General features: G+C 67.0%; 15 protein-coding genes and 1 riboswitch. Of the genes, 7 read left to right on the plus strand and 8 right to left on the minus strand.

Annotation, left to right across the window (positions count from 1 at the left end; genetic code table 11):
* Positions 1–33: 33 nt before the first annotated feature.
* The gene (ampC, locus tag QO259_RS16455; RefSeq protein ID WP_285950778.1) at positions 34–1221 is read right to left on the minus strand and encodes a class C beta-lactamase; all 1188 of its coding nucleotides are present in this window, start codon (positions 1219–1221) and stop codon (positions 34–36) included.
* 312 nt (positions 1222–1533) lie between these two features.
* Here ampC and QO259_RS16460 point away from each other — a divergent pair, with 312 nt between their 5' ends.
* Complete coding sequence (locus QO259_RS16460; protein ID WP_285950779.1) at positions 1534–2130, plus strand: hypothetical protein; 597 nt, start codon at positions 1534–1536, stop codon at positions 2128–2130.
* A gap of 66 nt (positions 2131–2196) precedes the next feature.
* Here QO259_RS16460 and QO259_RS16465 read toward each other — a convergent pair whose 3' ends face one another.
* Together QO259_RS16465 and QO259_RS16470 are read right to left on the minus strand one after the other, a co-directional pair.
* Positions 2197–2790 carry an FMN-dependent NADH-azoreductase gene (locus tag QO259_RS16465; RefSeq protein WP_285950780.1) on the minus strand — a complete coding sequence of 198 codons (594 nt, stop codon included), beginning with the start codon at positions 2788–2790 and terminating at the stop codon, positions 2197–2199.
* Positions 2787–3239, minus strand: a complete 453-nt coding sequence (locus QO259_RS16470; RefSeq protein ID WP_285950781.1) for a GNAT family N-acetyltransferase — start codon at positions 3237–3239, stop codon at positions 2787–2789. The genes QO259_RS16465 and QO259_RS16470 overlap by 4 nt, the downstream gene beginning before the upstream one ends.
* 91 nt (positions 3240–3330) lie before the next feature.
* Between QO259_RS16470 and pdxR the strand changes: the two genes are divergently transcribed.
* Together pdxR and QO259_RS16480 are read left to right on the plus strand one after the other, a co-directional pair.
* The gene (pdxR, locus tag QO259_RS16475) at positions 3331–4737 is read left to right on the plus strand and encodes a MocR-like pyridoxine biosynthesis transcription factor PdxR (RefSeq protein WP_285950782.1); all 1407 of its coding nucleotides are present in this window, start codon (positions 3331–3333) and stop codon (positions 4735–4737) included.
* A gap of 137 nt (positions 4738–4874) precedes the next feature.
* The gene (locus tag QO259_RS16480; RefSeq protein ID WP_207033876.1) at positions 4875–5351 is read left to right on the plus strand and encodes a carboxymuconolactone decarboxylase family protein; all 477 of its coding nucleotides are present in this window, start codon (positions 4875–4877) and stop codon (positions 5349–5351) included.
* 39 nt (positions 5352–5390) lie between these two features.
* On the opposite strand, the gene QO259_RS16485 is transcribed toward QO259_RS16480, so the two are convergent.
* Entirely contained in the window at positions 5391–5963 is a 573-nt protein-coding gene (locus QO259_RS16485) for a helix-turn-helix domain-containing protein (RefSeq protein WP_285950783.1), read from the minus strand.
* A gap of 95 nt (positions 5964–6058) precedes the next feature.
* Here QO259_RS16485 and rhtA point away from each other — a divergent pair, with 95 nt between their 5' ends.
* The 3 genes from rhtA (at position 6059) to QO259_RS16500 (ending at position 8688) form a co-directional block, all read left to right on the plus strand.
* Positions 6059–6952 carry a threonine/homoserine exporter RhtA gene (gene rhtA / locus QO259_RS16490; RefSeq protein ID WP_233076889.1) on the plus strand — a complete coding sequence of 298 codons (894 nt, stop codon included), beginning with the start codon at positions 6059–6061 and terminating at the stop codon, positions 6950–6952.
* A 105-nt stretch (positions 6953–7057) separates the two neighbouring features.
* Positions 7058–7876 (plus strand): AraC family transcriptional regulator, encoded by an 819-nt coding sequence (locus QO259_RS16495; protein ID WP_035475116.1) that lies wholly within the window; start codon positions 7058–7060, stop codon positions 7874–7876.
* 206 nt (positions 7877–8082) lie between these two features.
* The gene (locus tag QO259_RS16500; protein ID WP_285950784.1) at positions 8083–8688 is read left to right on the plus strand and encodes a LysE family translocator; all 606 of its coding nucleotides are present in this window, start codon (positions 8083–8085) and stop codon (positions 8686–8688) included.
* A gap of 80 nt (positions 8689–8768) precedes the next feature.
* Here the strand turns inward: QO259_RS16500 and arfA are convergent, their stop codons facing one another.
* The 3 genes from arfA to QO259_RS16515 all read right to left on the minus strand — a co-directional run bounded on the left by arfA (position 8769) and on the right by QO259_RS16515 (position 10568).
* The gene (gene arfA, locus QO259_RS16505; protein ID WP_207033866.1) at positions 8769–8921 is read right to left on the minus strand and encodes an alternative ribosome rescue factor ArfA; all 153 of its coding nucleotides are present in this window, start codon (positions 8919–8921) and stop codon (positions 8769–8771) included.
* Between the two features lie 180 nt (positions 8922–9101).
* The gene (mntP, locus tag QO259_RS16510; RefSeq protein WP_285950785.1) at positions 9102–9680 is read right to left on the minus strand and encodes a manganese efflux pump MntP; all 579 of its coding nucleotides are present in this window, start codon (positions 9678–9680) and stop codon (positions 9102–9104) included.
* Positions 9681–9690: 10 nt separating this feature from the next.
* A riboswitch (yybP-ykoY riboswitch) is annotated at positions 9691–9863 on the minus strand.
* Between the two features lie 84 nt (positions 9864–9947).
* Positions 9948–10568: a TetR/AcrR family transcriptional regulator gene (locus tag QO259_RS16515; protein WP_285950786.1), complete on the minus strand. Its 621-nt coding sequence runs from the start codon at positions 10566–10568 to the stop codon at positions 9948–9950.
* 158 nt (positions 10569–10726) lie between these two features.
* Between QO259_RS16515 and QO259_RS16520 the strand changes: the two genes are divergently transcribed.
* On the plus strand, positions 10727–11947 hold the full coding sequence (locus tag QO259_RS16520) for an MFS transporter (protein WP_285950787.1): 1221 nt from the start codon (positions 10727–10729) through the stop codon (positions 11945–11947).
* A gap of 21 nt (positions 11948–11968) precedes the next feature.
* Here QO259_RS16520 and QO259_RS16525 read toward each other — a convergent pair whose 3' ends face one another.
* Positions 11969–12616 (minus strand): tellurite resistance TerB family protein, encoded by a 648-nt coding sequence (locus QO259_RS16525; RefSeq protein WP_285950788.1) that lies wholly within the window; start codon positions 12614–12616, stop codon positions 11969–11971.
* Between the last annotated feature and the right edge of the window lie 14 nt (positions 12617–12630).

The raw sequence follows: 12630 nt of genomic DNA on the forward strand, positions 1-12630 counted from the left end.
GCGCTTGGCGTTTCTGGCCGATCAAGACGCCTGTCATTCCCCTAAGGGGGTCGCAGCGTCCGGCTCGATCGCCCCCAGGCCCGAGAGAATGCGGTAGGCTGTCTCCACCCGCGCCGCGTTGGGGTAGTTGCGATTGGCCAGCATCACCAGCCCCACCTGCCGGTCGGGCAGCATCACCACATAGCCGCCGAAGCCATTGGTCGAGCCGGTCTTGTTGATCCATACCTGGGCCGGCCGCGCGGCGGCATCACTCGGCGGGGCGATCGGCTTGACCGTCTGCGGCTCGAGAATCATGCCGTAGCCGTTGCCCGCTACCAGGGTGTCGAGGCTGACCGGGCGGGGATACTGCTCCCAGATCAGATCCTGGGTCATGTCGCCGACCTGGTAGTAGGGGCGGTGGGTGGCATCGATGGCCCGCTGCAGCTCATCGTCGAGCGTGAGCAGCCCCAGATTGGCCTGGACCAGCCGCGCCAGATCGGTGGCGGTGGTCTTGATACCGTAGGCTTCGTCCTCGAGCACCCCGGGCGAGACCCGCGTGGGTTCGCCCGACTTGTTCTCGCCCATGGCGTAATGCCCCTGCTCGGTGGTGGGCACGTCGTACCAGGTGTGGTCGAGTCCCAGCGGTGCGAGCAGTTGCTCGCGCACCGCCGGCACGAAGTCGCTGCCCAGGCTGGCGGCTGCTTCCAACCCCAGCAGCCCGATGCTCAGGTTGGAGTAGAGTCGGCTCTCCCCCACCGGTGCGCTCGGCTGAAACTGGCGATACCAGGCCATCAGCGCATCCTGGTCGTTGACCGTCTCGGGCACGAACAGCGGCAAGCCGCCGGCGGTGTGGGTACCCAGATTGATCGCATCGACGTCGTCGAAGACGCTGCCCTCGAGCACCGGCAGGTACTGGCTCACCGGCGCATCCAGATCGAGCTTGCCGCGCACCGCAGCGAGAGTGGCCAGCGTGGCGGTGAAGGGCTTGCTCAGCGAGCCGATCTCGAACAGGGTATCGGCATCCACCGGCTGGCGTTTTTCCCGGTCGGCGACGCCGTAGTCGAGCACCTGGACCCCGTCGCGGCGCACGATGGCGACCGCCATGCCGGCGATCCGCTCCTGCTGCATCAGCGACTCGATCAGCGGGTCGACTACCCGGCGGGTCTCGGCCTCGCCCGTCTCCTGGGCCATGGCCGCCTGCGTCCCCAGTGCCAGCGTCACCGCCAGCCACCATGCTTTCATGCTGTTCTCCTTGAATCGAGTTCCGCATCGGCGACGGGCAACCGCCCGCACGCCGGCTGCCGCTATCATGCGCGCAAAGGCATGACGAGCAACACTGGGACTGCGTAACCGTTCGTCAAGCGCCTGGCCGGCTTTGGTTTGCCGCAGATCCGGTCCGAGGTCGGCGCCGCGCAAAGGGGGCACATCACGTGATCGCCATCAAGACTGCTGCGGAGCGTCATTACCCATCGATGAACCACTCGCGCTAGAGTTCAGGCGTCATCATCGTGAGTCTCATCGATAGTTCCAGGAGACAACGTTCCAGGAGGAAACATGGAGTTCACCCAGGGAAAGAGATATCGGGTCGGTGTCGTCGCTGCCAGCCTGCTGACACTAATGCTGGCCGGTTGCTCGGATTCGTCTTCGGACCCGGACGACGCCGCTAGCGACCAGGCGTCATCGGCGGAACAGCCCACCGCCCAGGAACCAACACGCCAAGATCAGACCACCGACCAGCTGGCGCCGGGCACTGGTGGAGAAACCCAGGGCGGGGACGGTTCGACGATCACCCTGGACGCCCTGACAGCGTCGGATATCGACAAGGCCAACCTCTCGGGTGAGCTGGGTTGCCAGTTCTCGACCGCGCAAGCCTCGCCTCTGTTGGTCGCGAAGGGGAATGTCGACTCGTCTTCGGCGGCGCAAGGGGTGGTCAAGGTCTCCGGCTACGTGGAGCGGGTCTCGGCGCCAGGCGGGTTCGACGGCATGACCGGCAACCCGACTTTCGAGGGCAAGGGCAAGACCCTTCACATCGAGGTGACCGGCGAGCCCAGCGGTGGCGGCGAGTCGCCCGCTCGGCCGGCGACGCTGACCTACGACCGCGCCGACGGCGCCCAGCGCAAGCTGGAAGGCGAGTGGCAGTGCGGTCCTTGATGCCGAATGCGCCGGGGATCTGCCCGTCGACGTGATGATCGGCTGTTCGAGGGGGGTCGACCGCCGTCAGTACCAGGCGTCGCCTAACGTAGCGGCCGCCTCTGCGATGATCGACTCCGGCGCGCTGCGTCGGCTGACCAGTCCTTCCAGATACATGAATTCCGGCGCGCGAATGCCCAGCGTATTCAGCACGGCTTCGAGATGCGGGGTGAGGAAATTGGGCTGTTTCGATTCTCCGGCGCGGTGAAAGCCACCGGAGCTGACGATGACCAGCGTCGGCCGGTCCGCCAGCAGGCCCACCTTGCCCTGCGGGGTCGGAGCGAAGGTTCGATGAATGCGCAGCACGTAATCGACCCAGAGCTTCAGCGCCGCGGGCATGCCGAAATTATGCATGGGGGTCGCGATGATCAGCCGGTCGGTGGATTCGAGCTCTTCGATCAGGCGTTCGGATAACTCAAGCGTCGCGTTCGCGCGAGGCAAGGGATCGCGCAGCGTCAGCGCCTGGGCATAGTCCACCGTCAACGGCGCCAGCGGCTCGGCGGCGAGATCCCGCACCAGCAGGTCGCCTCCCTTTCGCGCCGAGATCTTACGCGCCAGGCGGTTCCCCAAGGCCTCGTCGCGGTGCGGGCTGGTGGTCACGAGCAGTGTGGGTATCGTCACGATGCCGTCTCCTCGATGCCCAAGGCTTCCAAGAAGTGCATGCCCCGGGAGAGCAGCCCTTGTCGAAAGTAGAAGCGCTGTGCCAGCGACATGCCCAGCCCGGTATCCAGCACCAGATGGCGACACGCCATGGTTCTCGCCTCCTCGCGCACGGCCGCCATCAGCCGTGCCCCCAAACCGTGGCGTCGCCCTGCTGCGCTGACGACGAGATCGTCGACATAGACGAAGCGGCCATACAGCAGGTTCTCGGTCAGGCGATAGCCCGCCAGTCCGACGACCCGATTCCCCTCCCACGCCGCCAGCAGCCGATATCCCATGGCCATTTGGCGCATGATCTGGCTGACGAAGGTCTGCGGTGCATCGAGATGCGCGCGAAGCTCGCGCATGACATCGAAGCAGCGCAGACACGCCTGCTCCGTGGTCACCGGTAATAGTCGGACGCTGGTCATCGGACATCCTCCTTGTGAAGAGGAGTCAGGTTAGAATCGGGCAGATCCGCTTGGCAGCGCCAAGACGTCTTCGATCTTCTGGGACATCGACATGTCCAATACCCAACTTCGGCTCGACCGTACGCAGAGCGTGCCGATCTATCGGCAGCTCTATCAGCGCCTGCGCGAGGCGATGACAGACGGGCGCCTGCCCCCCGGCAAACGGGTGCCTTCGGTACGCAGCCTCGCCAGTGAGCTGAACCTGTCGCGCGGTACGGTCGAGCTGGCCTATCAGCTGCTCGTCAGCGAAGGGTATCTGTTGCCGCGAGGCCCGGCGGGCACGATCGTGTCACCCCACCTGCCCGACTTCACGGGGCCGGCCCCGACACCGGATACGATGGCCGATCAAGCGCCGGAGCCTGATCTAGAACCGCCGCTACCCTTCCAATTGGGGCTGCCGGCGCTGGACGCCTTCCCCCACAAGCTGTGGGCGCGTCTGACCCAGCGCCGACTCAGGGCCCAGTCCAGCGCCGAACTGAATTACCCGCCGCCGACGGGCCACCCGGCGCTGAAGCGCGCCCTGGTGAGCTACCTCGGGGTGTCGCGCGGTATCGCCTGCCAGCCCGAACAGATCTTCATCACCGACAGCTACCGGGACACGCTTGGGCTGATCTGCCGGGCCCTGCTGGCACCCGGCGACAGTGGCTGGTTCGAAGAGCCGGGCTATGTGATGGCGCGGGAACGACTGCTGGGCGCGGGGATGCTCTTGAACCCGGTGAGCGTCGACGCCGATGGGTTGAATGTCGAAGAGGGATGTTCACGCACCACCCAGGCCCGCTTCGCCGTCGTCACGCCCACGCATCAGAGCCCCACCGGGGTGACGATGCCGCTCGCCCGCCGGCGGGCATTGCTGGCATGGGCGAAGCGGGAGGAGGCCTGGATCATCGAGGATGACTACGATAGTGAGTACCGCTATCGCGGCCAGCCCGAACCGGCACTGAAGAGTCTCGATGGTGACGAGCGCGTGCTCTACACCGGCACCTTCAGCAAGGTCCTGTTTCCCGCCATCAAGCTGGCCTACCTGGTGGTTCCCCGTGCTCAGGTCGCGACCTTCCAGCGCACGATGCAGGGGCTGGGGCATGGCGCACCGACGTTGAGTCAGGCGGTCGTGACGGATTTCATCGAAGAAGGCCATTTCGCCCGCCATCTCAAGCGTATGCGGGCGCTCTATCAGGTGCGCCGTGAACATCTTAGTCAGGCGCTCGAGCATCATCTGGGCGACCGGGTTCAGCTCGATCTACAGGCCGGCGGGATGCACCTGCTGGCCCGTCTTCCCGACGACGCCGACGATGTGGCCCTCGCGAACCGGGCTGTCAGCGCCGGGCTGGGTGGACATGCACTGTCCTCTTGGTACCTGAGTTCGGCAAAAGAGTCCGGCCTGCTGCTGAGCTTCACCAACGTCACCGATGCCGCCCACGCCGACGAACTGGCCGCCCGGCTGGCCGCGCTCATGACATGACGCGGCCCGGCGCTTTTTGCCATGGCCTAGAAATCGTCGCAGATCTTGGCTCTGTGCGACCTCACGCCTGCCTCTCATCCTGTCCCGGTATCCGATTCACTCCTTCCCACAATCCACTCCCCAGACAGGTGAACGACATGAAAGCCCGCGTGAATTACTACCAGACCTCTCCCCAGGCCGCGCAGCAGTACCTCGATTTCAGCATGGCGCTGTCGCAAAACGACGTGATCAAGGAGATCAAGCATCTGGTGACGCTGCGCGCTTCCCAGCTCAACGGCTGCGCCTTCTGCGTCGACATGCACGTCAAGGAGGCGAAGATCGACGGCGAGCGCGAATTGCGCCTGCACCACGTTGCGCTGTGGCGGGAATCGACGCTGTTCACCCCGCGCGAACGGGCTGCCCTGGCCTGGACGGAAACCTTGACCCGGCTGCCCGAGCATGGGGTCGATGACAATACCTATGATGACGTGCGCAGCCACTTTTCCGAAGCGGAGCTCTCGGACCTGACTTTCCTGATCGTGGCCATCAACGGCTGGAATCGTCTCAGCATTGCCTTCCAGGTCGTTCCTGGTTCCGCCGACAAGGCCTTCGGACTGGACAAGGCGGGACTGTGATCACGCGTTAGAGCGTGTGGCACCGAGTGCGCAGCGGGTTCAATGCACCACGTTGCGAATGAAGCGCAGCGTGCCAGCCCCGTCGTTGCGATAGCGGTAGGGCTGGTCACTCGGATAGACATGGAAGTCGCCGGCGGCGATGACGATGTCACCCGTGGCAAGCTCCAGCGTCAGCGCCCCTTCGATCACCACCAGCATCTCGTGCCAGCCGTTGTCGTCGGCCGCCGAGGCGTAGACCTCGCCCGGGGCGAGCGACCAGGACCACAGCTCGACCTCCTGGCGGGCCGGCTTACTCGCCAGCAGTCGCGCCCGGCTCTGCGGCGAGCGGCCGACCCAGGCGACCTCATCGATGCGCGCGGAGTCTTCACTGTCCGGTGGCTGGACCAGCGCGTAGAACAGCACTCCCAGCGCTTCGGCCAGGCGGTCCAGCGTGTTCAGGCTGACGTTGACATCGCCCTTCTCGATATTGACCAGCATGCGCCGGCTGAGCCCGGCGCGTTCGGCCAGCGCCTGCTGGCTCAGAGAGGCCGCCTGGCGCAGGCGCCGGACATTGGCGGCCACGTGCACCAGGACGTCGGGGCGCTCGTTAGTGTTGTGCAATATATTGCCCATCCGTACAATCGCGACTCTCGTCCCCGCCGCCCACCGCCGAGGCGCTGCGCGGTCAGGTTTGGCGAGCCATCATGCCCGAGCCCCCTGGAGGTGTCATGTCCGTCGCCAACCATCCCCTCGTCCAGCGCACCTGGCCGGTCGCCATGCTGGTGGTGGCGATGTGTTCGATCCAGAGCGGTGCAGCGGTGGCCAAGACGCTGTTTCCCCAGATCGGCGCCACCGGCACCACCTCGATTCGCCTGATCCTGGCCGCCGGCCTGCTGCTGCTGGTGATGCGCCCCTGGCGGCGACGCATCAGCCGCCGGGCGTGGAAGTCGACGCTGATCTACGGCGTTTCGCTGGGCATCATGAACCTGATGTTCTATCAGGCGCTGGCGCGCATTCCGCTGGGGATCGCGGTGGCGCTGGAGTTCACCGGTCCGCTGGCGGTGGCGATGCTCTCCTCGCGCCGCTGGCTGGACCTGGTGTGGGTGGCATTCGCGGTCAGCGGCCTGATCCTGCTGCTGCTGCTGGGTGACGATCACAGCGGCCCGGTCGATCCGGTCGGCGCGGCCTTCGCCCTCGGTGCCGGGGTGTGCTGGGCGCTGTATATCCTGTTCGGGCAGAAGGCCGGGGCGATCAACGGCGCCCAGAGTGCCACCCTTGGCATCACCATCGCCGCGGTGGTGATCGCCCCGATCGGGCTGATCGAGGTCGGCCCGGCGATCTTCGCTCCCGAGATCCTGCCGTTCGCGCTGGCGGTGGCGGTGCTCTCCACCGCACTCCCCTACACCCTGGAGATGATCGCGCTGCCGCGCCTGCCGACTCAGACCTTCGGCACCCTGATGAGCCTGGAGCCGGCGGTGGGCGCGCTCTCCGGCCTGCTGTTCCTGAGCCAGCAGTTGAGCGTGCTGCAGTGGCTGGCGATCGCGCTGGTGATCGTCGCCTCGATCGGCACCACGCTCACCGCCCGCGCCCAGGAGCCGTTCGAGGCACCGCTACCCGACTGAGCGCGGCACCGCCCGGGGCGCGCTGCCGGCGTGCACGAATCTTCCAGACGCGCCACGCTGGGCATGGCAGACTGAAGCGGCTTCCACGCAGCCCAGGAGGAGAGCATGTCGTCGACCGGGTGGATCGATCTGCAGCGCCACGGCAGCGGTATCGAGACCCTGCGCGCCCACTTCGAGGGCCACGCCTACGACCCGCACTGGCACGACAGCTATCTGGTCGGCTTCACCGAGCAGGGTGTGCAGCAGTTCCACTGCCGGCGTCAGCGTCACGACAGCACCCCGGGCCGGCTGTTCTTCGTCGAGCCCGGGGAGCTCCACGACGGCCGCGCGCCCACCGCGGGCGGGTTCACCTATGCCATGCTCTACCTCGACCCGGCGTGGCTGCAGCGTGAACTGCGCCAGTTCGGCGCGGCGCCGGTCAGCAGCGGCGAACCCGGCTTCCGGCGCACGCTGGCCGACGACCCCGAGCTGGCACGCCAGGTGGCCGCGGCCTTTAGCGCACTGCGCACGCCCGGGTGGCGGCTGGCCCGGGAGACACATCTCGACGCCGTGCTGCGCGGCATGCTGCCCCACCTGGGCTGGCAGGAGCGCGCTCTGGGCGACCCGCGGCTGCCGCGCACCGCGCGTCTGGCCCGCGACTATCTACACGCCCACTGCGAGCAGGATATCGGCCTGGAGACCCTCGCCGCCCACTGCGGCGTCGACCGTTTCCGTCTCAGCCGCGCCTTCAAGGCCGCCTTCGGCCTGGCACCGCACGCCTATCTGGTCCAGCTGCGACTCGCCCGCGCCCGCCGCTGCCTGGCGGTGGGCGACGCCCCGGCCGAGGTCGCGGCGCGTTTCGGCTTCGCCGACCAGAGCCATCTGGGGCGCTGGTTCCGGCGCGCCTATGGCCTCACGCCCGCGGACTACCGCCGCCGCGGCTGAGCGGCCTTTCATCACGCCACTGCTGTCGACTCGATCCTGTCGATCTGATCCCGACGAACCGACCTTGCCGGCCTGATCCCTTCCTCTCGCCCCTTCGCCCCGATGCGACCAGACCTCGGCGGCATGCCAGCCCTGCTCAGATCTTCCAGACGCGTCAGCCGCGCCAGGCGATAGTCGGGGCTCACGTTGTCCCATGGAGCCACCCCATGCCGAGCTGGATACCTTTTGCGCTGTTCGCCATCGTCGCCTCGATCACGCCGGGGCCGACCAATCTGCTGATTCTGCAGCAGGGGCTACATCACGGCTTCCGGCGTACCCTGCCGGCGGTGATCGGTGCCAGTCTGGCCGCCGCCACGCTCGTGCTGCTGGTAGGGCTGGGCCTGGGCCAGCTGCTGACCAGCCGGCCCTACGCGAGTCTGGCGCTGAGCTGGCTGGGTGTGGTCTGGCTGAGCTGGCTGGCGTGGCGGCTCTACCATGCGCCGGCGCCATCCACTGAACGCACCGAGAGCAACCGCGCGCCCAACTTCGGCGCCAGACAGGCGGCGATACTGCAGTTGATCAATCCCAAGACCTGGCTGATGGCCCTGGCGGTGGTGGGTGTGTTCGCCCCGCAGCACGCCACGCCGGCCGCGACCGCGGGATTGGCGGCGATCTTCGCCACCCTGGCGATGCCCTGCCTGGCCGCCTGGGGGGCGATGGGAGACGGCGCCGCGCGCCTGCTGCGCTCTCCAGCGCAGTGGCGGCTATTCAACCGCGCGCTGGCGCTGGTGCTGCTGCTGGTGGCGTGGTGGAGCGTGCTGATGCCGGGCTGAGAGAGTAGCTGGCGGGAAAATAAGGAGAGGACGAGCAGCGTGAGGGATGGCAGGAAAGCGCCATGGCGAAACGGCCGGCTTCAGGCCGCTTGGCGATGGCGCCCCCCATGGGCACCACGGCCCTTGCGTGAATAGCTGCCCTTGCCCTTCTTGGGCGTCTGCTGCTGCTGACGAAACTGCGGTGTGCGCAACGCGGCCTTGAGCGCGTTGTCGCGGATCGGCTGACGTGCCATGGAAGCTCCTTGACGTTCAGAATGGTGGATCAGGATGAGTGGCCAAGATGGAGGATGAAACGTGACGCTTCAAGCCTGCATGAACCCGACCTCCTGGGAAGCGCGCCAGCGGCAGGCGCCAACTGCAAACGGCCACCGGGGGGTGGCCGTTGGCGTCTGTCTTGCCGTTCCCGCTATCGCTCAGGCAGCGGCGAGGTGCTCGTAGAGCACCATGCAGCCGATCACGATCAGCACCAGGCCACCGCCGATCTCGGCGCGCTTGCCGATCAGCGAACCGATGGCGCGGCCGAGCATGATGCCGATGGTGACCATCAGCGTGGTGGCCAGGCCGATCGCCGCCGCCGCGACCAGGATATTGACGTTGGCAAAGGCCAGCGTGACGCCGACCGCCATGGCGTCGATGCTGGTCGCCAGAGCGGTGGCCGCCACCAGCCAGAACGAGCGCCGTGCCGGGGCTTGAGCGTCGCCCGCATCGCGCGGGCCATCCGGCTTGAGACCGGCCCAGATCATGTGCGAACCGAGCCCGGCGAGCAGTACGAAGGCGATCCAGTGGTCCCACTCGGACACGAAATGCGTTGCCGCCAGGCCGATGGCCCAGCCGATCACCGGCGTGATCGCCTCGATGGTGCCGAAGATCATGCCGATGCGCAGCGCCTCGGGAAACCGCGTGCGCTTGAGCGCGGCGCCCTTGCCGATCGACGCGGCAAAGGCATCGGTCGACATGGCGAAGGCAAGCAAGAATAGAGATGCGGGATTCATGGCGTCGTCCAGCCGGTGGTTGCACCACGACACCCGCCAGGCCCGACTCTGCGTCGCGGGTGTCAATGGTCTCGCCAACCGACATCGGTGTGCGTGCCACGGCCAGGGCCGAGTGTGTTGACACGCACGCCGCTGGGCGACAACAGACACGCCAGCGACCGGCTACTCCCCAAAGAGATTCAGACTATAGTCGTCGCGCCGCAGACTTTCAATAAATGATTGAATTCAAAGGAAAAAATACACCCCGGTTAATTCATGTCGTCAGCGTTAATCAAGTTCACCGGGGTTGAACTTCGATCCCGGGGTTGGCGGGTGCGCTGCGTGGCAAGCCGCCAGTGCCGTGGTGATCCAGCCGCGCAGGCGCTCCGGGGGAATCTCGCCACGCGTATACAGCAAATGATAGGTCAGCGGCGCGATGAGCGTATCCATCAGCACCGCGACCGAAGGTGCTACTTCTCCGCGCGCCAGGGCACGCTCGCGCAGGGTCTGCATGATCGCCTCGCTGCACTCCCGACAGCGCTGCCGACGCTCATCGTCGGCGCTGGCCATGATGTCGTCGAGCCCACGTCGGCCGGGCACCGAGGTCATCTCCTCGAGATACTGCTCGCACCACGCCTGCAGATCGCCGGCCAGGCTGCCGGTATCCGCCGGCGCGGTATCGAGATGCAGACGCTCGAGCGAGACATCGGCCAACAGCTCGGCGAGGTTGCCCCAGCGCCGGTAGATCGTCGACGGGGTGACGCCCGCCAGCTCGGCAATCTGCGGCACGCTCAGCGCATCGCGCCGGCCCTCCTGCTGTAGCGTTCTGACCGCTTCATGTACCGCCTGCTGAACCCGGGCGCTGCGCCCGCCCGGCCGCGCGGCTTCCTTGTTCGTCGTACTCGCCATGCCTCTCTCCCGACTCGCTTACTACTCGCTTACTACTCGCTTCCTGCTCGATCCATCATTCGGCTCACCCACTGGCCTAAACGCAAAATATTTGCTTTTTGCTTTGAGCACGCTCAGACTTCCGTTAACGCAAAATTTTAGCATTAATGGAGCCCGTCATGTCACCGCCATCCGTCGCTCCCGCGGCCTATCCGGCGCCGCGGCTCGGCACGCTGACCTACTATGCGCTGCTGATGGTGACCTTTCTCGCCGCCTCCAGCGCGCCCACGCCGCTCTATCGCCCTTATCAGCTCGCCTGGGGCTTCTCGACCACCTGGCTGACGCTGGTCTTCGCCAGCTATGTGTTCGCCCTGCTGCTGACACTGCTGGTCTCCGGCTCGCTGTCGGACTATCTCGGCCGCCGTCCGGTCGTGGCATTGGCGATCCTCGGCGAGATCGCCGCCATGCTGGTGTTCCTGGCCGCGGACGATCTCGCCTGGCTGCTGGCGGCGCGCATGCTGCAGGGCGTGGCGACCGGTGTGGTGACCAGCGCACTCGCCGCCGCCATGCTCGACAGCGACCATCAGCGCGGCCCGGTAGTCGCGAGTATCGCCCCGCTCTACGGCATGGGTTTCGGCGCGCTGATCGCCGGCGCGCTGGTGACCTACGCCCCCGCGCCGATGCACCTGATCTATTGGCTTTTGCTGGTGATTCTCTGCGTACAGGGGGTGTGGCTCATGCGCATCCCCGAGACCGCGGCGCGGCGTGCGGGGGCGTTGGGTGCCCTGCGCCCGCGCATCGGCATTCCACCGGCCGTGCGCGGTCCGCTGCTGCGGGTGGTGCCGGCGGTCGTCTCGTCGTGGGCGCTGGGTGGATTTTCCCTCTCCCTCGGCCCGACCCTGATCGAGCGCGTGAGCGGCATCCACAATCCGATGGTGGGCTGTCTGATCACCTTTTTGCTGCCGTTCATCGGCGGGATCAGCGTGCTGACGCTGCGCGCCAGGCCGCCGCGTTCGGCGGTGATGATCGGCACGGCCTGTCTGATGCTGGGTATGGGCGGTCTACTGGCGGGAGTCAGCAGCGACTCGGTGGCGGTGCTGCTGGCGGGAACGGCCGTGGCGGGTATCGGATTCGGCGCGGCTTTCATGGGCGCCATGCGCACGGTCATGCCCCTGGCGCCGCCGACCCAGCGCTCGGCGCTGATGGCGGCGTTCTATACCATCTGCTATCTCTCGGCCAGCCTGCTGTCACTGGCCGCTGGCGTGGCGACCCAGCATCTCGGCCTGCTGCCGACGACCTACGCCTACGGTACGCTGGTCGCCCTGCTCTCGCTGACCGCGCTGATCGCGGCTCTGGCCGCACCGCGCGGGGACGCCGGATGCTCCCCACGCCCCGTCTGACGCGGTGACACGGGCTGTGCTTCAGCCCGCGTGCACCTCGCGCTCGAGCACCTGGCGCATCTCGCCATCCAGTGACAGCGCCTGTGCCAGCTGGTCGAGCCAGGCTTTCTCCATCGGGTTCTGATCGTCGATGATCGCCACGCTGGCGAGATAGATCTCGCGGGCGGCCTGAGGCGAGTCGGCATCGCGCGCGATCGCCTCGGCATCCAGCGGCGCCGACATCTCGCGCTCGACCCAGGCGTGCAGCTCGTCATCCGCGCCCAGGGCGTCGATCTGCTCGGCCAGGGCGGCACGCTCGGCGGCATCGATATGCCCATCGGCACGCGCCGCCGCGATCATCGCCTTGAGAATGCCGCGGCTGCGCGTCTCCTGGCGCTCGCCGGAGAGCTGCTCCAGCGGCTGGTCCGTTGCGCTCGTCGCCTCGGCCGGTGCCGACTGCCGCGCCTGATGCGACTGCCACGCCTTCCACGCCAGCGCCCCGAGCCCCGCCAGCGCGCCGTACTTGATCGCCTTGCCGCCCAGGCTGCGCCCGCGCTTGCTGCCGATCAGCATGCCCAGCGCGCCACCGCCGAGTAGCGACTTGACATCGAAGCCGCCGCTGCCGGCCTTCTGGCGCTGACCACCACCCGCCTGCTGCATGAGCTGGGAAAGGATCCGTTGTGCGTTCATCTGCTGTACTCCGC

Origin of the sequence: Salinicola sp. JS01, assembly GCF_030284585.1 — a bacterium.
In the GTDB taxonomy this organism is placed as follows: Bacteria; Pseudomonadota; Gammaproteobacteria; order Pseudomonadales; family Halomonadaceae; genus Salinicola.